The sequence below is a fragment of the Staphylococcus sp. HMSC062H10 genome (assembly GCF_001836945.1).
GTDB classification, from domain to species: domain Bacteria; phylum Bacillota; class Bacilli; order Staphylococcales; family Staphylococcaceae; genus Staphylococcus; species Staphylococcus aureus.
This window is the reverse complement of the sequence record NZ_KV830972.1, coordinates 594,234-618,709: the sequence shown is the minus strand read 5'-3', so window position 1 is coordinate 618,709 and position 24,476 is coordinate 594,234. Positions and strand designations below refer to the sequence as shown.

23 protein-coding genes, 1 other RNA gene and 1 other annotated feature are annotated in these 24,476 nt (G+C 33.3%); of the genes, 23 read left to right on the top strand and 1 reads right to left on the bottom strand.

Annotated features, from left to right (window positions below; translation table 11 throughout):
* The first annotated feature begins 38 nt into the window (after positions 1–38).
* From mreC to HMPREF2658_RS05550, 23 genes are all read left to right on the top strand, one after another.
* Positions 39–881 carry a rod shape-determining protein MreC gene (gene mreC / locus HMPREF2658_RS05660; protein ID WP_000911041.1) on the top strand — a complete coding sequence of 281 codons (843 nt, stop codon included), beginning with the start codon at positions 39–41 and terminating at the stop codon, positions 879–881.
* Complete coding sequence (gene mreD, locus HMPREF2658_RS05655; protein WP_001259927.1) at positions 881–1,411, top strand: rod shape-determining protein MreD; 531 nt, start codon at positions 881–883, stop codon at positions 1,409–1,411. Before mreC ends, mreD begins: the two co-directional genes overlap by 1 nt.
* Positions 1,412–1,437: 26 nt before the next feature.
* Positions 1,438–1,634, top strand: a sequence feature (ribosomal protein L21 leader region).
* A 12-nt stretch (positions 1,635–1,646) separates the two neighbouring features.
* Positions 1,647–1,955: a 50S ribosomal protein L21 gene (gene rplU / locus HMPREF2658_RS05650; RefSeq protein WP_000457386.1), complete on the top strand. Its 309-nt coding sequence runs from the start codon at positions 1,647–1,649 to the stop codon at positions 1,953–1,955.
* 5 nt (positions 1,956–1,960) lie between these two features.
* Positions 1,961–2,281 carry a ribosomal-processing cysteine protease Prp gene (locus HMPREF2658_RS05645; protein WP_000633692.1) on the top strand — a complete coding sequence of 107 codons (321 nt, stop codon included), beginning with the start codon at positions 1,961–1,963 and terminating at the stop codon, positions 2,279–2,281.
* Positions 2,282–2,292: 11 nt separating this feature from the next.
* Positions 2,293–2,577 carry a 50S ribosomal protein L27 gene (gene rpmA / locus HMPREF2658_RS05640; protein WP_000916187.1) on the top strand — a complete coding sequence of 95 codons (285 nt, stop codon included), beginning with the start codon at positions 2,293–2,295 and terminating at the stop codon, positions 2,575–2,577.
* Between the two features lie 356 nt (positions 2,578–2,933).
* Entirely contained in the window at positions 2,934–4,226 is a 1,293-nt protein-coding gene (gene obgE, locus HMPREF2658_RS05635; protein ID WP_000496098.1) for a GTPase ObgE, read from the top strand.
* Positions 4,227–4,238: 12 nt separating this feature from the next.
* Complete coding sequence (locus tag HMPREF2658_RS05630) at positions 4,239–4,694, top strand: ACT domain-containing protein (RefSeq protein WP_000368902.1); 456 nt, start codon at positions 4,239–4,241, stop codon at positions 4,692–4,694.
* Between the two features lie 13 nt (positions 4,695–4,707).
* A complete protein-coding gene (gene ruvA, locus HMPREF2658_RS05625) occupies positions 4,708–5,310 on the top strand; it encodes a Holliday junction branch migration protein RuvA (RefSeq protein ID WP_000271547.1) in 603 nt (200 codons plus the stop codon).
* Positions 5,311–5,341: 31 nt separating this feature from the next.
* A complete protein-coding gene (gene ruvB / locus HMPREF2658_RS05620; protein WP_001005764.1) occupies positions 5,342–6,346 on the top strand; it encodes a Holliday junction branch migration DNA helicase RuvB in 1,005 nt (334 codons plus the stop codon).
* Position 6,347: 1 nt separating this feature from the next.
* Complete coding sequence (gene queA / locus HMPREF2658_RS05615) at positions 6,348–7,373, top strand: tRNA preQ1(34) S-adenosylmethionine ribosyltransferase-isomerase QueA (protein WP_001019180.1); 1,026 nt, start codon at positions 6,348–6,350, stop codon at positions 7,371–7,373.
* Positions 7,374–7,395: 22 nt separating this feature from the next.
* The gene (gene tgt, locus HMPREF2658_RS05610; protein ID WP_001112045.1) at positions 7,396–8,535 is read left to right on the top strand and encodes a tRNA guanosine(34) transglycosylase Tgt; all 1,140 of its coding nucleotides are present in this window, start codon (positions 7,396–7,398) and stop codon (positions 8,533–8,535) included.
* Between the two features lie 18 nt (positions 8,536–8,553).
* The gene (gene yajC / locus HMPREF2658_RS05605) at positions 8,554–8,814 is read left to right on the top strand and encodes a preprotein translocase subunit YajC (protein WP_001160682.1); all 261 of its coding nucleotides are present in this window, start codon (positions 8,554–8,556) and stop codon (positions 8,812–8,814) included.
* A 274-nt stretch (positions 8,815–9,088) separates the two neighbouring features.
* Complete coding sequence (secDF, locus tag HMPREF2658_RS05600; protein ID WP_070854240.1) at positions 9,089–11,368, top strand: protein translocase subunit SecDF; 2,280 nt, start codon at positions 9,089–9,091, stop codon at positions 11,366–11,368.
* Positions 11,369–11,571: 203 nt separating this feature from the next.
* On the top strand, positions 11,572–13,845 hold the full coding sequence (gene recJ, locus HMPREF2658_RS05595) for a single-stranded-DNA-specific exonuclease RecJ (RefSeq protein ID WP_000594987.1): 2,274 nt from the start codon (positions 11,572–11,574) through the stop codon (positions 13,843–13,845).
* A gap of 21 nt (positions 13,846–13,866) precedes the next feature.
* Positions 13,867–14,385 carry an adenine phosphoribosyltransferase gene (locus HMPREF2658_RS05590; RefSeq protein WP_000364543.1) on the top strand — a complete coding sequence of 173 codons (519 nt, stop codon included), beginning with the start codon at positions 13,867–13,869 and terminating at the stop codon, positions 14,383–14,385.
* A 428-nt stretch (positions 14,386–14,813) separates the two neighbouring features.
* A complete protein-coding gene (locus HMPREF2658_RS05585) occupies positions 14,814–17,003 on the top strand; it encodes a RelA/SpoT family protein (RefSeq protein ID WP_001058586.1) in 2,190 nt (729 codons plus the stop codon).
* Positions 17,004–17,014: 11 nt separating this feature from the next.
* Positions 17,015–17,467, top strand: a complete 453-nt coding sequence (gene dtd, locus HMPREF2658_RS05580; protein WP_000869979.1) for a D-aminoacyl-tRNA deacylase — start codon at positions 17,015–17,017, stop codon at positions 17,465–17,467.
* Positions 17,464–18,339 (top strand): N-acetylmuramoyl-L-alanine amidase family protein, encoded by an 876-nt coding sequence (locus tag HMPREF2658_RS05575; RefSeq protein WP_000717800.1) that lies wholly within the window; start codon positions 17,464–17,466, stop codon positions 18,337–18,339. Before dtd ends, HMPREF2658_RS05575 begins: the two co-directional genes overlap by 4 nt.
* Before the next feature lie 460 nt (positions 18,340–18,799).
* Positions 18,800–20,062 carry a histidine--tRNA ligase gene (gene hisS, locus HMPREF2658_RS05570; RefSeq protein WP_000590826.1) on the top strand — a complete coding sequence of 421 codons (1,263 nt, stop codon included), beginning with the start codon at positions 18,800–18,802 and terminating at the stop codon, positions 20,060–20,062.
* 15 nt (positions 20,063–20,077) lie between these two features.
* Entirely contained in the window at positions 20,078–21,844 is a 1,767-nt protein-coding gene (gene aspS, locus HMPREF2658_RS05565) for an aspartate--tRNA ligase (RefSeq protein ID WP_000044803.1), read from the top strand.
* 76 nt (positions 21,845–21,920) lie between these two features.
* Positions 21,921–22,111: non-coding RNA, 6S RNA (ssrS, locus tag HMPREF2658_RS05560), on the top strand.
* 64 nt (positions 22,112–22,175) lie between these two features.
* Positions 22,176–22,304 (top strand): hypothetical protein, encoded by a 129-nt coding sequence (locus HMPREF2658_RS05555; RefSeq protein ID WP_001827648.1) that lies wholly within the window; start codon positions 22,176–22,178, stop codon positions 22,302–22,304.
* Positions 22,304–23,077: a tRNA threonylcarbamoyladenosine dehydratase gene (locus HMPREF2658_RS05550; RefSeq protein WP_000682645.1), complete on the top strand. Its 774-nt coding sequence runs from the start codon at positions 22,304–22,306 to the stop codon at positions 23,075–23,077. The genes HMPREF2658_RS05555 and HMPREF2658_RS05550 overlap by 1 nt, the downstream gene beginning before the upstream one ends.
* A gap of 160 nt (positions 23,078–23,237) precedes the next feature.
* Here HMPREF2658_RS05550 and HMPREF2658_RS05545 read toward each other — a convergent pair.
* Positions 23,238–24,476, bottom strand: a 1,239-nt coding sequence (locus HMPREF2658_RS05545) for a replication-associated recombination protein A (protein ID WP_070854238.1), incomplete at its 5' end; no start/stop codon positions are given.

Here is a 24,476-nt window from a genome sequence, read left to right as displayed (position 1 = left end):
AGGATATACAATATTTTGACATAATAGAGGTGTTCTGGGTGCTTAAGTTTTTTAAAAATAACAAATTAATTGTTGTTTTATGTGCAATTATCGTTTTTATTGCATTAATTGGGCTGTCCATACGTTCACAATCTCAATCACCTCCTGAACAATATATAGGTGATTCTGTGTCTTTTGGACAACGAGTTGTGAGTTATCCAGTTAATTTTGTTGCTGGTACGATTGGGGACTTTTTTAAAAAAGGAGATTCTAAAGAATCTAAAAATAAGATTAGCCAGTTAGAATCTAAGAACCAACAATTAGAAGCGGAAAATGAAAAATTAAAAAAAGAGCTTGATTTAAAAGATATTTCAAAATTTGATCCTATTTCTACTACAGTTTTAGCAAGAAATCCAGATCAGTGGATGAATACAATTGTAATTGATAAGGGATCTAAATCAGGTATAACTTCAAATATGGCTGTGATGACATCACAAGGTTTTGTTGGAAGAGTTACTAAAGTTAATAAATTTTCTTCACAAGTTGATTTAATCTCAACTAATACACGTGCGGGTAAATTATCTGTAAATATACAACACGGTTCTAAAAATATATTTGGCTTAATTGATCGTTATGATGAAAAGAACTCAGAACTTGTAATTAGTGATATTAATAATAGAGATAATATCTCAAAAGGTGATAAAGTCGTTACAAGTGGATTAGCTGATCAACTACCAAGTAATTTATATATAGGAGAAGTGACTAAGGTTCAAAATGATCAATACGGCTTAGCTAAAGAAGTTAGGGTTAAGACTGGTGCAGACTTAACAGATTTGAGTCATGTTTATGTTGCAAAAAGAGATCCTAAAACAATTCCTGATGATGAAAGCAGGGATAAATAATGCGTACACTGTATTATTTTTTGATAGGTATTTTACTATTTTATATAGATACTGCAATTGGGCTTCTTATTCCAATGCACATAGGTAAGTTTGAACTTGTATTTGTACCACACCTTACATTTATGTATATTTTAATGATGGTAGTGTATCGTGGCTTTGGCGTATCATTATTGCTCAGCATATTTTTAGGCGTAATGACTGATGTATACTTTGGTAGTATTTATGGAGTGTACTTATTTGGCTATATATTGTTTTTAGCACTTATAGATCGATTCTTTAAAATTTTTTACAAAGATCATTCGATGTTATTCGTTATTATATTAGCCAGCACCTTATTATTAGAAGTCTATGTGGCATTAATATACGGTATGTTAGGATTCATTCAATTTGATATTATTCATTTTGTAGTCTTTAGATTATTGCCAACATTAATTATGAATTTTGTACTGTTGATCATGCTTTATCCGTTGATTATAAAGTTCCTTAAAAAAACAAACAATGACATTGACATGAAACGTCGTCAATGGTAAGATGCAATAGTTGAGTAGTTATAAGTAGCTACATACAACCGCTCAAATATAGGTTCAAGAACATTTTTAATGAAGAAAGCGATTGTCAATCAAGACGCTGAAGGAAGAAACGAGAAGAGTTTATTTTTATAAATGACTCGAGTTACGACCGAAACAACGTAGAGTGCAAACGCTTGACTCAATAACGAAATGTCACCTATGTATGGCGTGACTTATTATACAGGAGGTGCAAAGTATGTTTGCTATTATTGAAACAGGTGGAAAACAAATCAAAGTAGAAGAAGGTCAAGAAATCTTCGTTGAAAAATTAGACGTAAACGAAGGAGATACTTTTACATTTGATAAAGTATTATTTGTAGGTGGAGATTCAGTTAAAGTTGGAGCGCCAACAGTTGAAGGTGCAACAGTTACTGCTACTGTTAATAAACAAGGTCGCGGTAAAAAAATCACTGTATTCACATACAAACGTCGTAAAAATTCAAAACGTAAAAAAGGCCATCGTCAACCATACACTAAATTAACAATCGATAAAATCAACGCATAATTATTATGATTACTGTTGATATTACAGTTAATGATGAAGGCAAAGTAACAGACGTTATTATGGATGGCCATGCTGACCATGGTGAATATGGTCATGATATCGTTTGTGCTGGAGCTTCAGCTGTATTGTTTGGTAGTGTTAATGCGATTATAGGATTGACATCTGAGAGACCAGATATCAATTATGACGACAATGGTGGTCATTTTCATATAAGAAGCGTTGATACAAATAACGATGAAGCGCAACTAATTCTTCAAACAATGCTTGTGTCTTTACAAACTATTGAAGAAGAATATAATGAGAATATTAGATTAAATTATAAGTGAGGTGCATTCCGATGTTAAAATTAAACTTACAATTCTTCGCATCTAAAAAAGGGGTAAGTTCTACAAAAAACGGACGTGACTCTGAATCAAAACGCTTAGGTGCTAAACGTGCTGACGGTCAATTCGTAACAGGTGGTTCAATTTTATATCGCCAACGTGGTACTAAAATTTACCCTGGTGAAAATGTAGGTCGTGGTGGCGATGATACATTATTCGCTAAAATCGACGGCGTTGTTAAATTCGAACGTAAAGGTCGCGACAAAAAACAAGTTTCTGTATATGCAGTAGCTGAATAATTTTGTCTAGTTAACACCAGAAGTGAATCTTCTGGTGTTTTTTACTTTTTATAAAACGTTTTTCATTATTATTTTCATTTTGTTATTAAAAAATGGGAATTTTAGACGTTATACTTAAAAGCAACTGCATAAGAACCCCTAATTATTTACAATATATAAGGGGCTAAAAGGATTACAGTTGCAGCGTTTAAAGAATAAACTGTACCACAATTGGTGCTGAGAAATATAAGTATTTTAAAGCAAAGATTTATAAAAGCAACTGCATAAGAGCCCCTAATTATTTACAATATATAAGGGGCTCTAATATGCTATAATTATTGGGAAAATGAAAATTATATGTAAAAGAGGTGAGATATATGTTTGTCGATCAAGTCAAAATATCTCTTAAAGCCGGTGATGGTGGTAATGGTATTACCGCATACAGAAGAGAAAAATATGTACCATTTGGTGGACCAGCTGGCGGTGACGGTGGTAAAGGTGCTTCAGTCGTATTTGAAGTGGATGAAGGTTTAAGAACGTTATTAGATTTTAGATATCAACGTCATTTTAAAGCAAGCAAAGGTGAAAATGGCCAAAGTAGTAATATGCATGGTAAAAATGCGGAAGACTTAGTATTAAAAGTTCCACCTGGTACAATTATTAAAAATGTTGAAACAGACGAAGTGTTAGCTGATCTTGTTGAAGATGGTCAAAGAGCTGTAGTAGCGAAGGGTGGTCGAGGTGGCCGAGGTAATTCACGTTTTGCAACACCTAGAAACCCTGCACCTGACTTCAGCGAAAAAGGTGAACCAGGTGAGGAATTAGATGTATCTTTAGAATTGAAATTATTAGCTGATGTAGGATTAGTAGGTTTCCCTAGTGTGGGTAAATCGACTTTATTATCTATCGTTTCAAAAGCTAAGCCTAAAATTGGGGCATATCATTTTACAACGATTAAACCAAATCTAGGTGTTGTTTCAACACCTGATCAACGAAGTTTTGTTATGGCAGATTTACCAGGTTTAATTGAAGGTGCATCTGATGGCGTTGGATTAGGACATCAATTTTTAAGACATGTAGAGAGAACAAAAGTTATTGTTCACATGATTGATATGAGCGGTTCTGAAGGTAGAGAACCTATTGAAGATTATAAAGTCATTAATCAAGAATTAGCCGCGTACGAGCAACGTTTAGAAGATAGACCCCAAATCGTAGTAGCTAACAAGATGGATTTACCTGAATCACAAGATAATTTAATCTTGTTTAAAGAAGAAATTGGCGAAGATGTGCCAGTTATTCCAGTTTCAACAATAACGCGTGATAATATTGATCAATTATTATATGCAATAGCAGATAAATTAGAAGAATATAAAGATGTTGACTTCACAGTTGAAGAAGAGGAGTCGGTTGGCATTAACCGAGTATTATATAAACATACACCGTCACAAGATAAATTTACAATTTCAAGAGATGATGATGGTGCTTATGTGGTAAGTGGTAATGCTATTGAAAGAATGTTTAAAATGACTGACTTTAACAGTGATCCAGCAGTACGTCGATTTGCTCGTCAAATGCGTTCGATGGGTATTGATGATGCGCTTAGAGAACGTGGTTGTAAAAATGGTGATATCGTTAGAATTCTTGGAGGAGAATTTGAATTCGTTGAATAGGAGCGTAACATGATGGACAATAAAGATTATAAAAAGTTTTATTTAATTAGAGAAGATGTCTTGCCTGAATCCGTGGTTAAAACATTGAAGATTAAAGATGCCTTAAAAAGTGATCCGACATTGTCCATTTATGATGCTGTTAAACAGTTTGATCTATCTAGAAGTGCTTTTTATAAATATAGAGAAACGATATTTCCAGTAGACGATAAAATGCTTGACCATCGAGAATTTACATTAATTTTATATGTAACTGATATTGTGGGTATGTTGGCACGTGTACTAGATGTTATATCAAAGTTAGAACTATCTGTATTAACGATTCATCAAAGTATTCCAATGGAAGAAAAAGCAACAATAACATTATCACTGAATGCTAAATCTAAAGAAACTTCAGTAGAAGATGTTATTGGCGCTTTGAGAAATTTAGATTATGTATCAAAAGTAGAATTAATTAGTATGAGTATGTAAGGATGTGCCTATAATGTACGCGTATGTCAAAGGTAAGTTAACACATTTATATCCTACACACGTAGTTGTTGAAACTGCTGGTGTTGGTTATGAAATTCAAACACCAAATTCTTATCGTTTTCAAAAGCATCTAGATCATGAAGTTTTAATTCATACATCTTTAATTGTTCGTGAAGATGCACAATTATTGTATGGATTTAGTAGTGAAGAAGAGAAAGATATGTTCTTGAGTTTAATTAAAGTTACTGGTATTGGTCCGAAATCAGCTTTAGCTATTTTAGCGACAAGTACGCCTAATGAAGTAAAACGTGCCATTGAAAATGAAAATGATACGTATTTAACTAAATTCCCAGGAATTGGTAAGAAAACGGCAAGACAGATTGTCTTAGATTTAAAAGGTAAAGTGAAAATCACTGAAGAAGATAGCGATTCATTATTACAAGTAGACGCTACATCGACGGTGCAAGATCAATTCGTGCAAGAAGCAATGTTAGCGTTAGAAGCATTAGGTTATTCTAAACGAGAGCTTGCAAAAGTTGAGAAAACGTTAAATAAAAATAAATATGACTCAGTTGATGAAGCTGTTAAGGCAGGTCTTCAATTAGTTGTATCTTAATTTTAAATAGATTAATAGGGGAAGTGTTGTCATGAATGAGCGTATGGTTGATCAATCAATGCATAGTGAAGAAACTGATTTCGAATTGTCGCTTAGACCTACGAGATTACGACAATATATTGGTCAAAATTCAATAAAAAGTAATTTAGAAGTATTTATTAAAGCGGCTAAACTTCGTCATGAACCATTAGATCATGTATTGCTTTTTGGCCCCCCTGGATTAGGTAAGACAACATTATCTAATATCATTGCCAATGAAATGGAAGTTAATATACGTACAGTATCAGGGCCTTCATTAGAAAGACCTGGTGATTTGGCTGCAATTTTATCAGGACTTCAACCTGGAGATGTTTTGTTTATTGATGAAATACACAGACTGAGTAGTGTTGTTGAAGAAGTGTTATACCCTGCAATGGAAGATTTCTTTTTAGATATTATCATTGGTAAAGGCGATGAGGCTAGAAGTATCCGTATCGACTTACCTCCATTCACTTTGGTAGGTGCAACAACTCGAGCTGGTAGCTTAACAGGTCCACTAAGGGATCGATTTGGTGTGCACTTAAGATTAGAATATTATAATGAATCAGATTTAAAAGAAATCATTATTAGAACAGCTGAGGTTTTGGGCACAGGTATTGATGATGAAAGTGCTATTGAACTTGCTAAACGTTCTAGAGGGACTCCAAGAGTTGCAAATCGACTATTGAAACGGGTAAGAGACTTCCAGCAAGTGAATGAAGATGAACAAATATACATTGAAACAACAAAGCACGCATTAGGTTTACTTCAAGTTGATCAACACGGACTAGATTACATTGATCATAAAATGATGAACTGTATTATTAAGCAGTATAATGGTGGGCCTGTTGGTTTAGATACGATTGCCGTAACAATTGGCGAAGAACGTATTACAATTGAGGACGTTTATGAGCCATTTCTTATTCAGAAAGGCTTTTTAGAACGTACGCCACGTGGCAGAAAAGCAACACCATTAGCTTATGAACATTTTGCAAAGTCGAATGAGGAGAGAGAATAACGTGAATATTGAAGAATTTGACTATGACTTACCAGAATCATTAATTGCTCAAACGCCTTTAAAAGATCGTGATCATAGTCGTTTATTAGTCATGGATAGAGAAACTGGTGAAATGAAACATTTACATTTCAAAGATATCATTGAGTATTTTAGACCTGGTGATACATTAGTGCTTAACGATACGCGAGTAATGCCAGCTAGACTTTTTGGTTTAAAAGAAGAAACTGGTGCAAAAGTTGAAATGTTAATGCTAACTCAAATTGAAGGTAATGATTGGGAAGTCTTACTGAAACCAGCTAAGCGTATTAAAGTTGGTAATAAATTGAATTTTGGTAATGGCAAAATTATAGCTGAATGTATAAAAGAAATGGATCAAGGTGGACGCATCATGCGTTTACATTATGAAGGTATTTTACAAGAAAGATTAGATGAATTAGGGGAAATGCCACTGCCACCATACATCAAAGAACGTTTAGATGATCCAGATCGTTATCAAACAGTTTACGCTAAAGAAAGTGGTTCAGCGGCAGCACCAACAGCCGGATTACATTTTACTGATGAGTTATTAACTGAAATTAAAAATAAAGGTGTTAATATCGCATTTGTTACATTACATGTTGGATTAGGTACGTTTAGACCGGTGAGCGTCGACGATGTGAATGACCACGAAATGCATAGTGAATATTATCAAATGACACAAGAAACAGCTAATTTATTAAATGATACTAAGTCCAAAGGACATCGTATTATATCAGTTGGTACAACTTCAACACGTACACTTGAAACAATTCGACGCGATTATGATAAATTTGTTGAAACGAGTGGCTGGACTAATATATTTATTTATCCAGGATTTGATTTTAAAGCAATTGATGGCCAGATTACTAATTTTCATTTACCAAAATCAACATTAGTTATGCTAGTATCAGCGTTTAGTACTCGTGAAAATGTTCTGAATGCTTATAAAACGGCAGTAAATTTAGAATATAGATTCTTTAGTTTTGGCGATGCAATGTTAATTATATAAAAAGAATGTGAGGATTTTGAATATGCCTGCAGTAACATACGAACACATTAAAACTTGTAAACAATCAGGTGCGCGTTTAGGTATCGTGCACACACCACACGGTTCATTTGAAACGCCTATGTTTATGCCAGTTGGTACTAAAGCAACCGTTAAAACAATGAGTCCAGAAGAGTTAAGACAAATTGAAGCAAAAATCATTTTGGGCAACACATATCATTTGTGGTTACAACCTGGAAATGATATTATCAAACACGCTGGGGGATTACATAAATTCATGAATTGGGATGGTCCGATTCTAACAGATTCAGGCGGTTTCCAAGTGTTTAGTTTAAGTAATTTACGTAAAATTACAGAAGAAGGCGTGGAATTTAGACATCATACTAATGGGTCTAAATTATTTTTGAGTCCTGAGAAATCAATGCAAATTCAAAATGATTTAGGTTCTGATATTATGATGGCATTTGATGAATGTCCACCGATGCCTGCTGAATATGATTATGTAAAAAAATCTATTGAACGTACAACACGTTGGGCGAAAAGATGTCTAGATGCACACCAACGACCTGAAGATCAAGCATTGTTCGGCATTATACAAGGTGGCGAATATGAAGATTTAAGAGAACAAAGTGCAAAGGATTTAGTAGAATTAGATTTTCCTGGTTATGCAATCGGCGGTTTGTCAGTTGGTGAACCTAAACCGGTTATGTATAAAATGGTTGAACATACAGAGCAGTTTATGCCTAAAGATAAACCAAGATATTTAATGGGTGTAGGATCTCCAGATGCGTTAATCGAATGTAGTATTCGCGGCATGGATATGTTTGATTGTGTCTTACCGACACGTATTGCCAGAAATGGTACTTGTATGACATCGCAAGGTCGTTTAGTTATTAAAAATGCAAAATTTGCAGATGATTTAAGACCATTAGATGAGAATTGTGACTGTTATACATGTCAAAACTACTCAAGAGCGTATATACGTCATTTAATCAAGGCAGAGGAAACTTTTGGTATTCGTCTTACTACTATTCATAATTTACATTTTCTGCTAAAATTAATGGAAGATATAAGACAAGCCATTCGAGAAGATCGTCTTTTAGATTTCAAAGAAGAATTTTTCGAGCAATATGGATTAAATGTTGAGAACCCAAAAAACTTTTAAGCAAGAGGAGCGTATAAAATGCAATTTTCATTACTAATATATATAGTCGTAATTTTTGCGGTTATGTATTTCTTGATGATCAGACCACAACAAAAACGTGCGAAACAGCATCGTGAGTTGATTAATAACATACAATCTGGTCAAAGAATTACAACTATTGGTGGTATTAAAGGTACTGTTAAAGCAGTAGATGAAACAACTGTTGTTATTACAGTTAATGGTCATGGTACTGAATTAACTTTCGAAAAACCTGCAATTAAACAAGTTGACCCTTCATAACAAGAAGTGGTATTAAAAAGGATGAAACGAATAGCGTTTCATCCTTTTTAAGTTATAAGTAGTATGTAGAATAGCTTATTTTTATTCCAAAAAAAGAAATTGTGATACATAATAATTGTTAAATTTAAATTAAATATATCTATGACTATTTTTACTCCCTGCTCTAGTATGTTAATATGTATAAGGCTAATAAATTTTGTAAGAAAGATTTAACTTGCGTTATAAAATAGTATTCAAGTATTCTAAATACATACGTAAATAATGAGGTGTTCATGTGAAGAAAAGTAGTAGAATAATTGCGTTCTTGCTTTTAGTCGTATTGTTGTTTGCCGGAATGGCTGCAACTTATAAAAGTGTTATAAAGAATGTCAATTTAGGACTTGATTTGCAAGGTGGATTTGAGGTGCTTTATCAAGTCGACCCTTTAAATAAAGGCGACAAAATAGATAAAAAAGCCTTACAATCAACAGCGCAAACATTAGAAAATCGTGTTAACGTTTTAGGTGTTTCCGAACCTAAAATTCAAGTTGAAGAACCTAATAGAATTAGAGTTCAACTTGCTGGTGTAACAGACCAGAATGAAGCACGTAAAATTTTATCTTCTCAAGCTAATTTAACAATTCGCGATGCAGAAGATAAAGTAAAATTAAGCGGTTCTGATATTAAACAAGGATCTGCCAAACAAGAATTTAAACAGGAAACAAACCAGCCTACAGTTACTTTTAAAGTAAAAGACAAAAACAAATTTAAAAAAGTAACAGAAGAAATCTCTAAGAAACGTGATAATGTCATGGTTGTTTGGTTAGATTTCAAAAAAGGTGACAGCTATAAAAAAGAAGCACAAAAGAAAAACCCTAAATTTATTTCTGCAGCAAGTGTTGATCAACCAATCAATTCTGATAGCGTAGAAATCTCTGGTGGATTTAAAGGACAAGAAGGCGTTAAAAAAGCAAAACAAATCGCCGAATTGTTAAATGCAGGTTCTTTACCAGTTGACTTGAAAGAAATTTATTCAAACTCAGTAGGTGCCCAATTTGGTCAAGATGCATTAGATAAAACTGTGTTTGCATCGTTTATTGGTGTAGCATTAATTTATTTATTCATGCTTGGATTCTACCGATTACCTGGTTTAGTAGCGATTATTGCATTGACAACTTATATCTATCTAACGTTAGTAGCATTTAATTTCATTTCCGGGGTTCTAACTTTACCAGGATTAGCGGCGTTGGTATTAGGTGTAGGTATGGCTGTAGATGCCAATATTATCATGTATGAGCGTATTAAGGATGAACTTCGAATAGGTAGAACGATAAAGCAAGCCTTTTCTAAAGCGAACAAAAGTTCGTTCCTAACAATTTTTGATTCTAACTTAACAACAGTTATCGCTGCAGCAGTATTATTCTTCTTCGGTGAAAGTTCAGTTAAAGGTTTCGCGACAATGTTATTATTAGGTATTCTAATGATCTTTGTTACAGCCGTGTTCTTATCAAGATTCTTATTATCATTACTTGTTTCATCAAATATATTCAAAAATCAATTTTGGTTATTTGGTGTTAAAAAGAATAAACGACATGATATTAATGAAGGTGTAGATGTTCATGACCTTAAAACTTCATTCGAGAAATGGAATTTTGTTAAATTAGCTAAGCCATTAATTGGAGTAAGTATTTTAATTGTAATTGTCGGTTTAGTTATTCTTTATATCTTCAAGTTAAACCTAGGAATTGATTTCTCAAGTGGTACACGTGTAGATTTCCAATCTAAACAAGCAATTACTCAACAAAAGGTTGAGCAAGTTGTAAAAGATAGTGGACTTAAAGCGGATCAAATTCAAATCAATGGTAAAGATAATAAAGTAGCAACTGTTCAATTTAAAGACGATTTAACGCGTGCTCAAGATAATAAATTGAGTGATAATATTAAATCGAAATTCGGTGACACACCTCAAATTAATACTGTATCACCAATTATTGGACAGGAATTAGCAAAAAATGCAATGCTTGCATTAATCTATGCATCGATAGGTATCATCATCTATGTATCATTACGATTTGAATGGCGCATGGGTCTTTCATCTGTATTGGCATTATTACATGATGTATTCATTATAGTAGCGATTTTCAGTTTATTTAGAATTGAAGTAGATTTAACATTTATCGCCGCTGTATTAACAATTGTCGGTTATTCAATTAATGATACAATCGTAACGTTTGACCGTGTACGTGAAAACTTACAAAAGGTTAAAGTGATTACGACAACAGAACAAATTGATGATATCGTTAATAGATCAATTAGACAGACAATGACACGTTCAATTAATACAGTATTAACAGTTATTGTAGTAGTAGTTGCTATACTATTCTTCGGTGCTCCTACGATATTCAACTTTACTTTAGCATTATTTATCGGATTGATTTCTGGTGTATTCTCTTCAATCTTCATTGCCGTTCCGCTTTGGGGAATAATGAAAAAACGTCAGTTGAAAAAATCGCCGAAACACAAATTAGTTGTATATAAAGAAAAGAAATCGAACGATGAAAAGATTTTAGTTTAAAATGAATTAAGCGGTATGTGAAACAATAAAGAGTTCACATACCGCTTTTTACTTTGTTTAAATTTAACAAAATATATTATAAATAAGTTCCCGCATTCATTTTTAAAAAATGGTATAATTAAAGTCTTGATTATTTAGATAAGTGCTTTTTATTTAAAGTAATTTTAGATATAATGTCTTTTGGAAATGAGGCGTAAATATATATGATTAAACCGAAGTATAAGTGGAAATTAACTAAACCAGCTGAATACATAAGTGATGAATTAACATCAAAATTAAAGTTAACGCCAATTGTAAAAAAAATATTAGAAAGTAAATCGATTATTGATGAACAAGCAATTGAATCCATCATTTCAGACACAGATATCAATCATGATGCATTGCAATTGAGCGATATGACCAAGGCTATTGAAAGAATTAAAAGAGCGATAGTGAATGATGAGAAAATCCTAGTTTATGGTGATTACGATGCCGACGGTGTTACCTCAACTACAATTTTAGTGACAACATTACAACTTTTAGGTGCACAAGTAGGATGGCATATTCCTAACCGCTTTACGGAAGGATATGGACCAAACGAACTCGCATTTAGAAATGCTCATGATGAAGGCATAACCTTAATCATAACTGTTGATAATGGCATACAAGGTCATAATGAAATTAAAATGGTTCAAGATTTAGGAGTTGATGTCATTGTAACTGATCATCATGAAATTGGTAGTACATTACCAGAAGCATATGCAATCGTACATCCAATGCATCCATCGTTTAATTATCCGTTCCAACAATTGTGTGGTGCAGGTGTTGCGTACAAATTAGCACAAGCATTGATTGAAAATGTACCTGATTATTTTAAAGCATTAGTTGCGATAGGTACCATTGCGGACTTAGTATCCTTAACTGATGAAAATCGATCATTAGTGAAACAAGGATTAAAAGTCTTAAATAATCAATGTCCGACCTCTGTTAAAGCATTGCTAAAAGAAGCGGGATACAATGACAATATTGATGAAGAAACAATTGGTTTTATTATTGGACCTAGACTTAATGCTGTAGGTCGTTTAGATGACGCATCATTAGCTTGCGAATTGTTGATGACTGACGACGAAGAAGAAGCTGCATTTTTAGCAGAACAAGTTGAACATTTTAACCGTGAAAGAAAAGATATTGTAGCAACTATCACAGAAGAAGCAATGGCTATGGCAGAAACGAAAGTTAAAAATGGAGATTTATTTTTACTTTTAGCAAAAGAAAATTGGCATGAAGGTGTCTTAGGTATTGTTGCTTCGAAAATTGTCGAAACATTTGCTTTGCCAACATTAATTTTAAATATTGATAGGGAGCAAAATCATGCAAAAGGTTCCGCCAGATCAATTGATCAAGTGTCGATGTTTGAAATACTATCAGCACACCAAGAGTTAATCGCTAAATTTGGCGGCCATCATATGGCTGCAGGTATGACGATGGATATTGAAAATATAGAATCGTTAGCTGAAGGTTTAAATAAATGGATGAAAGAATTATCTAAAACAACTTCGTTAGATCCCGTAAAGCCAGTGGATGTATTATTAACAGAAAATGATATAACGATTAAAAATATACGTGATATGAATCGTTTAAGACCCTTCGGAACAGATTTTTCTAGACCTATTTTTGAAATGGATGATTTATCAGTTTCTTCAGTTAAGGCGATAGGTCAACAAAAAAATCATCTAAAATTGACACTTGGTGAAAGTAATATCGCCGCACTATTTTGGCAAAATGGACACTTAGAACCTGAGTTACAAGATGAACAGCCAATTAATATATTAGGAACTGTTCAAATCAACGAATGGAATGGTAATCAATCACCGCAATTAATTATTCAAGATATTGCGATGAACGAACAGCAAATATTAGATTATAGAAGTAAGCGAAAAAGTTTACCTTTTACAGAAAATGATGAAAATATTGTCGTGCTTATTCATCCTAAAAGTGATAAAGTAAATGCGAATGAATATTATTATGGTGAAGAAATTAAACAACAAACTGATAAAGTAGTATTAAGAGATTTACCTACGTCAATGGAAGATTTGTCTAATTCCCTGCAACAACTGCAATTTTCTCAACTTTATATAGTTTTGCAACATAATCATTCGATTTACTTCGATGGTATACCTAATATGGATGTTTTTAAAAAGTGTTATAAAGCATTAATAACTAAACAAGAAACAAATATCGAGAAAGAGGGTATGTTATTGTGTCAACATTTAAGTGTGAAACCAGATACACTTAAATTCATGTTGAAAGTTTTCTTAGACTTAAAATTTGTAACACAAGAAGATGGTTTAATTCGAATCAATCAACAACCTGATAAAAGATCGATTGATTCCAGCAAAGTATATCAATTAAGACAACAACGTATGGATGTTGAAAAGCAATTATTATATCAAGATTTTTCAGAAATAAAAAATTGGATAAAGTCACAATTGTCGTGAGCAATTTAGGAGGAAATATTAATGGATTTAAAGCAATACGTATCAGAAGTTCAAGATTGGCCGAAACCAGGTGTTAGTTTCAAGGATATTACTACAATTATGGATAATGGTGAAGCATATGGCTATGCAACAAATAAAATTGTAGAATACGCAAAAGACAGAGATGTTGATATCGTTGTAGGACCTGAAGCGCGTGGCTTTATCATTGGCTGTCCTGTAGCTTATTCAATGGGGATTGGCTTTGCACCTGTTAGAAAAGAAGGGAAATTACCTCGTGAAGTCATTCGTTATGAGTATGACCTAGAATATGGTACAAATGTTTTAACAATGCACAAAGATGCAATTAAACCAGGTCAACGTGTGTTAATTACAGATGATTTATTAGCTACTGGTGGTACGATTGAAGCAGCAATAAAATTAGTCGAAAAATTAGGCGGTATCGTAGTAGGTATTGCATTTATAATTGAATTGAAATATTTAAATGGTATTGAAAAAATTAAAGATTACGATGTTATGAGTTTAATCTCATACGACGAATAAAAAATAATATAATTTTATCAAATGAAATCCTTCATCAAATGTATAAGAACGAATGACTTAATTAAAAAAGTTGTTTAAGTTTTCTTAACATGAGATGTTAGGATTTTTTTATTTACTGAAAATGTTAGATGATTGAGCATTATACCTTAATAACATCGTTTATTTATTTCATAAATTGTAGTATCATAGAACTAATATTTAAAAAATGAAACAGTAGATTTAGGTCGAATTTTTGTAAAAGTTTTAAAAGTAGGAATAGTATACAAATTAAACTCGCTCAAGTAAAATTAATATTACGATTAATGACGACAGGATAAATATTTATCGTCGACGGACGTATGATTGGTGTGGGACAAATACTATTCAACAAGAGTACCTAAATCATTGTTTAAGGCGAAGTAATAAATATGAATGGGGTGTATCATATAATGAACAACGAATATCCATATAGTGCAGACGAAGTTCTTCACAAAGCAAAATCATATTTGTCAGCAGATGAATATGAGTATGTTTTAAAAAGCTATCATATTGCTTATGAAGCACATAAAGGTCAGTTCCGAAAAAACGGATTACCATACATTATGCATCCTATACAAGTTGCAGGTATTTTAACAGAAATGCGATTAGACGGACCGACGATTGTCGCAGGTTTTTTGCATGATGTAATTGAAGATACACCGTATACATTTGAAGATGTAAAAGAAATGTTCAATGAAGAAGTTGCTCGAATTGTTGATGGTGTGACAAAGCTTAAAAAAGTAAAATACCGCTCAAAAGAAGAACAACAAGCTGAAAATCATCGCAAGTTATTTATTGCGATTGCCAAAGATGTACGCGTAATTTTGGTGAAATTAGCAGACAGATTACATAATATGCGTACCTTGAAAGCCATGCCGCGTGAAAAGCAAATTAGAATTTCTCGAGAAACATTAGAAATTTATGCACCTTTAGCACATCGTCTTGGTATTAATACAATCAAATGGGAACTAGAAGATACGGCTCTTCGTTATATTGATAATGTACAATATTTTAGAATAGTCAATTTAATGAAGAAGAAACGTAGTGAACGTGAAGCGTATATCGAAACGGCTATTGATAGAATACGTACTGAAATGGACCGAATGAATATCGAAGGCGATATAAATGGTAGACCTAAACATATTTACAGTATTTATCGGAAAATGATGAAGCAGAAAAAGCAATTTGATCAAATTTTTGATTTGTTGGCGATACGTGTTATTGTCAATTCTATTAATGATTGTTATGCGATACTTGGGTTGGTGCATACGTTATGGAAACCGATGCCAGGACGTTTTAAAGATTATATTGCAATGCCTAAACAAAATTTGTATCAGTCATTGCATACTACAGTAGTAGGTCCAAATGGAGACCCGCTCGAAATCCAAATACGAACGTTTGATATGCACGAAATTGCTGAACATGGTGTTGCAGCACACTGGGCTTACAAAGAAGGTAAAAAAGTAAGTGAAAAAGATCAAACTTATCAAAATAAGTTAAATTGGTTGAAAGAATTAGCTGAAGCGGATCATACATCGTCTGACGCTCAAGAATTTATGGAAACCTTAAAATATGACTTACAGAGTGACAAAGTATACGCATTTACCCCAGCGAGTGATGTTATTGAGTTGCCATATGGTGCTGTACCGATTGATTTTGCTTATGCGATTCACAGTGAAGTAGGTAATAAGATGATTGGTGCCAAGGTGAATGGCAAAATTGTACCAATTGACTATATTTTACAAACAGGCGATATTGTTGAAATACGTACTAGTAAACATTCATATGGACCAAGTCGTGATTGGTTGAAAATTGTTAAATCGTCTAGTGCCAAAGGTAAAATTAAAAGTTTTTTCAAAAAACAAGATCGTTCATCTAATATTGAAAAAGGCCGAATGATGGTTGAATCTGAAATAAAAGAGCAAGGATTTAGAGTCGAAGATATTTTGACAGAGAAAAATATTCAGGTTGTTAATGAAAAATATAACTTTGCAAATGAAGATGATTTATTCGCAGCTGTAGGATTTGGCGGCGTGACATCCTTACAGATTGTTAATAAATTAACTGAAAGACAACGTATTTTAGATAAACAACGTGCTTTAAATGAAGCACAAGAAGTTACGAAATCATTGCCTATTAAAGACAACATCATTACTGATAGTGGTGTCTATGTAGAAGGTTTAGAAAATGTACTTATCAAGTTGTCAAAATGTTGTAATCCTATACCAGGTGATGATATTGTAGGTTATATCACCAAAGGTCACGGTATTAAAGTACATCGCACTGATTGCCCAAATATTAAGAACGAAACTGAACGACTAATTAATGTTGAATGGGTAAAATCAAAAGACGCAACTCAAAAATATCAGGTTGATTTAGAGGTAACTGCGTATGACCGAAATGGCTTGTTAAATGAGGTACTACAAGCTGTTAGCTCGACAGCCGGCAATTTAATTAAAGTTTCAGGTCGTTCAGATATTGATAAAAATGCAATAATAAATATTAGTGTCATGGTGAAAAACGTGAATGATGTTTATCGTGTGGTAGAAAAGATCAAACAACTTGGTGATGTTTATACAGTAACAAGAGTTTGGAACTAGAGGTGCAAAATATGAAAGTAGTTGTACAAAGAGTTAAAGAAGCATCGGTGACGAATGATACATTAAATAATCAAATCAAAAAAGGATATTGTTTATTAGTCGGTATCGGTCAGGACTCTACAGAGCAAGATGCAGATGTAATTGCAAAGAAAATTGCTAATGCAAGATTATTTGAAGATGACAATAATAAATTAAACTTTAATATCCAACAAATGAATGGTGAAATACTATCAGTTTCACAATTTACTCTCTATGCAGATGTAAAAAAAGGTAACCGTCCAGGTTTCTCAAATTCTAAAAATCCTGATCAAGCAGTAAAAATATATGAGTATTTTAATGATGCGTTACGAGCGTATGGTCTTACTGTGAAAACAGGTGAATTTGGAACACACATGAATGTTAACATAAATAATGATGGTCCAGTCACTATTATTTATGAAAGTCAGGACGGCAAAATTCAATGAAAAAAATAGAGGCATGGTTATCTAAAAAGGGTCTTAAAAATAAACGTACTCTAATAGTAGTGATTGCCTTTGTCTTATTTATCATCTTTTTATTTTTATTGCTGAATAGCAATAGTGAAGATAGTGGTAACATCACGATAACTGAAAATGCTGAATTACGTACAGGTCCAAACGCTGCGTATCCAGTCATTTACAAAGTTGAGAAAGGTGACCATTTTAAAAAGATTGGTAAAGTAGGTAAATGGATTGAAGTTGAAGATACATCCAGTAATGAAAAAGGTTGGATAGCTGGATGGCACACAAATTTAGATATTGTCGCGGATAATACGAAGGAGAAAAATCCTTTGCAAGGTAAAACAATAGTGCTTGATCCTGGTCATGGAGGTAGTGACCAGGGTGCTTCAAGCAATACTAAATATAAAAGTTTAGAAAAAGATTATACGTTGAAAACAGCAAAAGAATTGCAGCGTACTTTAGAAAAAGAAGGCGCAACTGTTAAGATGACAAGAACAGACGATACATATGTTTCACTAGAAAATCGTGATATCAAAGGCGATGCCTATTTGAGTATACATAATGATGCATTAGAATCATCTAATGCAAATGGAATGACAGTTTATTGGTATCATGACAATCAAAGAGCTTTAGCAGATACGTTAGACGCTACGATACAGAAGAAAGGTCTACTTTCTAATCGTGGTTCAAGACAAGAAAATTATCAAGTGTTAAGACAAACAAAAGTTCCTGCTGTTTTATTAGAATTAGGTTATATTAGTAACCCAACTGATGAAACAATGATTAAAGATCAATTACATCGACAAATTTTAGAACAAGCAATTGTTGATGGCCTTAAAATTTATTTTTCTGCGTAGGGCTTGCAAAAATATGTGAAAGTAGTTATCATTGATATTGAATTTTATAACTAAAACCGTTAGTATTCTTGAAATGGTAAATGAAATAGGTAGCAATCTAACTAAGATTGTGTAGGAATATAATCCATAGACTGAAAGATTATGCTGAGTAGTTTATATACATTGAACACAAGAAGAGGTGCTTTATGAAAAGTAAAGCCGTTAAACGTACGTTAAACGTTTTGAGTGGGTTTATTAAATGCACGCTTGTAAAAAGTAATGATGATTACAATTAGGCATGTTTTTTAAACCAATGAGGGTGGCAACACGGATATTCGTCCCTTGTGCAGTTTCAGGCTGTGCAAGGGCTTTTTCTTTTGCTTTTAAAATTATGATTTATCGTGCAAAGTTAAGTGATCGTATATAGTTTTAGTTTTAAAAAGGTAATTAAATAAAATAGTTTGCCGAGGGAGATGTCAAAATGATTAAAATACCTAGAGGGACGCAGGATATTTTACCTGAAGATTCAAAGAAATGGCGTTACATTGAAAATCAATTAGATGAATTAATGACATTTTACAATTATAAAGAAATAAGAACACCAATTTTTGAAAGTACAGATCTTTTTGCAAGAGGTGTTGGTGATTCAACCGATGTCGTACAAAAAGAAATGTATACATTTAAAGATAAAGGCGATAGAAGTATTACATTAAGACCTGAGGGAACAGCTGCAGTTGTGCGTTCATATATTGAACATAAAATGCAAGGTAATCCAAACCAACCAATTAAACTTTATTACAATGGACCGATGTTTAGATATGAACGTAAGCAAAAAGGGCGCTATCGTCAATTTAATCAATTTGGTGTAGAAGCTATTGGTGCTGAAAATCCTAGCGTAGATGCAGAAGTATTAGCTATGGTTATGCATATTTATCAATCATTTGGATTAAAACATTTAAAGCTTGTTATTAATAGTGTAGGGGATATGGCGTCTCGAAAAGAATATAACGAAGCGTTAGTAAAACACTTTGAACCAGTAATTCATGAATTTTGTTCAGATTGTCAATCACGTTTGCATACAAATCCGATGCGAATTTTGGATTGTAAAGTTGACCGTGATAAAGAAGCGATTAAGACTGCACCTAGAATCACTGATTTCTTAAATGAGGAATCTAAGGCATATTATGAACAAGTAAAAGCTTATTTAGATGATTTAGGTATTCCATATATTGAAGATCCTAACTTAGTTCGTGGATTGGATTATTATACACATACAGCATTTGAATTAATGATGGATAACCCTAACTATGATGGTGCCATTACAACTCTTTGTGGTGGTGGCCGTTATAATGGTTTATTAGAATTACTAGATGGTCCAAGTGAAACAGGTATTGGTTTTGCGCTAAGTATAGAACGATTATTGCTTGCACTTGAAGAAGAAGGTATCGAATTAGATATTGAAGAAAACTTAGATTTATTCATTGTTACAATGGGTGATCAAGCAGATCGATATGCTGTGAAGTTATTAAATCATTTGAGACATAATGGTATTAAAGCAGATAAAGACTACTTACAGCGTAAAATTAAAGGACAAATGAAACAAGCAGACCGTTTAGGTGCCAAGTTTACAATCGTTATTGGTGATCAAGAATTAGAAAATAATAAAATCGATGTTAAAAATATGACAACTGGTGAATCTGAAACAATTGAATTGGACGCATTAGTCGAATATTTTAAGAAGTAGAGAGGGCGTTAAAATATGAGTAAGAGAACAACTTATTGTGGATTAGTTACTGAAGCATTTTTAGGACAAGAAATTACATTAAAAGGATGGGTTAACAATCGTCGTGACCTAGGTGGATTGATTTTCGTCGATTTAAGAGATAGAGAAGGAATTGTACAAGTCGTGTTTAATCCTGCATTTTCAGAAGAGGCATTGAAAATTGCTGAAACAGTACGTTCTGAATATGTTGTAGAAGTTCAAGGTACAGTTACGAAGCGTGACCCTGAAACAGTTAACCCTAAAATTAAAACTGGCCAAGTTGAAGTACAAGTTACAAATATTAAAGTGATTAATAAATCTGAGACACCACCATTTTCTATAAATGAAGAAAATGTTAACGTTGATGAAAATATTCGATTAAAATACCGTTATTTAGATTTACGTCGTCAAGAGTTAGCGCAAACATTTAAAATGAGACATCAAATTACTCGTTCTATTCGTCAATATTTGGATGAAGAAGGGTTCTTTGACATCGAAACACCAGTACTAACGAAGTCAACACCTGAGGGTGCACGTGATTATTTAGTACCATCTCGTGTCCATGATGGTGAATTTTATGCATTACCACAATCGCCACAATTATTTAAGCAATTATTGATGATTAGCGGATTTGACAAATACTACCAAATCGTAAAATGCTTCCGAGACGAAGATTTACGTGCAGATCGTCAACCTGAATTCACACAAGTCGATATTGAAATGAGTTTTGTAGATCAAGAAGATGTGATGCAAATGGGTGAAGAAATGCTTAAAAAAGTGGTTAAAGAAGTTAAAGACGTTGAAATTAATGACGCGTTCCCACGCATGACATATAAAGAAGCGATGCGTCGCTATGGTTCTGATAAACCAGATACGCGTTTTGAAATGGAATTAATTGACGTTTCTCAATTAGGACGTGATATGGACTTTAAAGTATTTAAAGATACTGTTGAAAATGATGGTGAAATTAAAGCAATTGTCGCTAAAGGTGCAGCTGAACAATATACTCGTAAAGATATGGATGCTTTAACAGAATTTGTAAACATCTATGGTGCTAAAGGATTAGCGTGGGTTAAAGTTGTGGAAGATGGTTTGACAGGTCCAATTGGACGTTTCTTTGAAACAGAAAATGTTGAAACATTACTTACATTAACTGGTGCTGAAGCTGGTGACTTAGTAATGTTCGTTGCAGACAAACCAAATGTCGTTGCACAAAGTTTAGGTGCATTACGTGTCAAATTAGCTAAAGAATTAGGTTTAATCGATGAAACAAAATTAAACTTCTTATGGGTGACAGATTGGCCATTATTAGAATATGATGAAGATGCGAAACGTTACGTTGCAGCACATCATCCGTTTACATCTCCAAAAGAAGCTGATATTGCTAAGCTTGGCACTGCGCCAGAAGAAGCTGAGGCAAATGCTTATGACATAGTATTAAATGGTTATGAATTAGGTGGCGGTTCAATCAGAATTCATGACGGTGAGTTACAAGAAAAAATGTTCGAAGTTCTTGGATTTACGAAAGAACAAGCACAGGAACAATTCGGCTTCTTACTAGATGCATTTAAATATGGTGCACCACCTCATGGCGGTATTGCATTAGGATTAGACCGATTAGTCATGTTATTGACTAATAGAACAAACTTGAGAGATACAATTGCATTCCCTAAAACAGCATCTGCTACATGTTTATTAACGAATGCGCCTGGTGAAGTTTCTGATAAACAATTAGAAGAACTTTCTTTGCGAATTCGTCACTAAATTTTAAAAATCAATAAACTTTGGATTGTTATAATTTCATTAATTTTAATTATGTGGTAATATAACATCATAAGATAGTCATCTGAGTTGTTCGTAAGTTTGCTTTTTAATTTGGGCCTAACACTCTTTGATCAAGGGAGCCCAATGGGTTTTCTTGCAGCGTACACGCCTTATATGAAGGACGTACAAAACAAGAAACAGGGCACCCACCTGTATATAACAGGCCGAATGATCAAGCTATTATAACTACGGCAATACGGACTCTATCGATACGCAAGACTTTGTCTTGCGTATTTTTATGCTTTTCTTTAAGTTTTTAATAAAGAATTAGTTGGGTTTAATAGCGCTTAAAAAATGTTTCCTCGTTGAATTTTGGAAAAATAATCAAAGCAATAATGCTAAACATAAAATTTTAAGTTACTATGTACTTATGTATAAATCAGTGAAAGAGGTAAAATAATGAAACATCAATTTTCAAGAAATGAACTAGCGATTGGACAACAAGGTTTAGATTTATTGAAGCAACAAACTGTTGTCATACTTGGCGTTGGAGGTGTTGGTTCATTTGCTGCTGAAGCATTAGCAAGAACGAATATTGGTCATATTATATTAATAGATAAAGATGATGTTGATATTACAAATGTGAACAGACAATTACACGCTTTAACTACAACTGTAGGACAAAGTAAAGTTTCTTTGATGGAAGAACGTATTAAATTAATTAATCCAGATTGTAAAGTCACGCCTTTACATATGTTTTATACAGAAGAGACATATGAAGAAATTTTCGATAATTACGATATTGATTATTTTGTAGATGCAAGTGATACAATAATGTACAAAGTACACTTAATGAAAGAGTGTCTTGACCGGGAGATTAAAGTGATTTCCAGTATGGGTGCTGCAAATAAAACAGATCCAACACGTTTTACAATTTCAGATATCTCTAAAACACATACCGATCCAATGGCCAAAATTATTCGTCAAAAATTGAAAAAACTAGGAATTCGTAAAGGGATTCCAGTTGTATTTTCAGATGAAAGTCCAATTGTCATAAGAGAAGATGTAAAAGATATTGTTGGAGATAAAAATGCTATCAATCGAAAAGGACAAATGCCACCTTCATCAAATGCCTTTGTGCCAAGTGTTGTTGGATTAATTTGTGCAAGTTATGTGGTGAATGACGTGTTAAAAGATATTCCAGTTCGTCGCATTAAAGACAAAGGGCAATAATTAATTTTGAAAGTCATAATTTTCAACGTAAGGCATGTGTAACCACACCATAAAACTAAAACTGACTAGTTCGCAAGCATAGTAGAATATGCCTCGTGTACTAGTCAGTTTTGATTTGATTATAGCTAAAATATCAAAGGTAATCGATTTAATCTTATTTTTACGGTCTTTGTTTAAGTAAGTTGTTATATATTTCTTTGAGTTGTTGTTCACTTTTAGATGTCGTTTTTGGTTCATAATAAATTTTGTTTTTAAGTTTATCAGGTAAATATTGCTGTGAAACATAGCCATTAACATATTGGTGTGGATATTTGTAACCAATAGATCGGCCTAGATCTTTAGCACCTTGATAATGTCCATCTTTTAAATGGTTTGGAATTTGGCCCACATGACCGTTTCTAATATCGGACAATGCACTATCAATGGCACTCATTGCTGAATTTGACTTAGGTGATAAGCATAGTTCGATTACTGCTTGGCTTAGTGGGATTCTAGCTTCTGGTAAACCTAGACGTTCTGCTGATTCAATAGCAGCAAGTGTTCTCTGACCAGCATTAGGTGAGGCTAAGCCTATATCCTCATAGCTAATTACAAGTAATCGTCGAACTATTGTAGGTAAATCTCCAGCTTCAATTAATCGTGCTAAATAATGTAAAGCGGCATTGACGTCACTACCACGGATGGATTTTTGGAAAGCGCTCATAACATCGTAATGCATGTCACCATCCTTATCACTTACAAATGCACCTTTTTGTAAACAGTCTTTAGCATCTTGCAATGTAACATGTCGATAACCGTCCTTGTCATTATCTGCGCTTAATACAGCTAATTCCAATGCATTTAGCGCACTACGAACATCACCTTGACTTTGTGTAGAAAAGTAGGTCATGGCATCTTCATCAATTTTGGGTTGATATGTTTTCAAACCATTCTCTTCATCTTCTATTGCACGAGTTAACGCTTGGCGCACATCTTCGTCATTTAAAGGATATAATTCAAAAATTTGCGCTCTTGAACGAATCGCTGGATTGATAGCATGATAAGGATTTGAAGTTGTAGCACCGATCAAGACGATTTTGCCATTTTCTAAATGAGGTAATAAAAAATCTTGTTTGGCTTTATCTAGTCGATGGATTTCATCTAATAACAAGATAACTTGACCAGACATTTTAGCTTCTTCAACAACAAGTTGCATATCTTTTTTAGTGTTAGTTACAGCATTCAATTGTCTGAATTTATATTGCGTACTGCCCGAAATTGCTTTGGCTATACTTGTTTTGCCTATACCAGGTGGACCATAAAAAATCATTGAAGTTAATTTTTTTGTGTCAACCATTCTTCTGATAATGCCTCTTGGTCCAACTAAATGTTGTTGGGAAATGATTTCATCTATATTTTT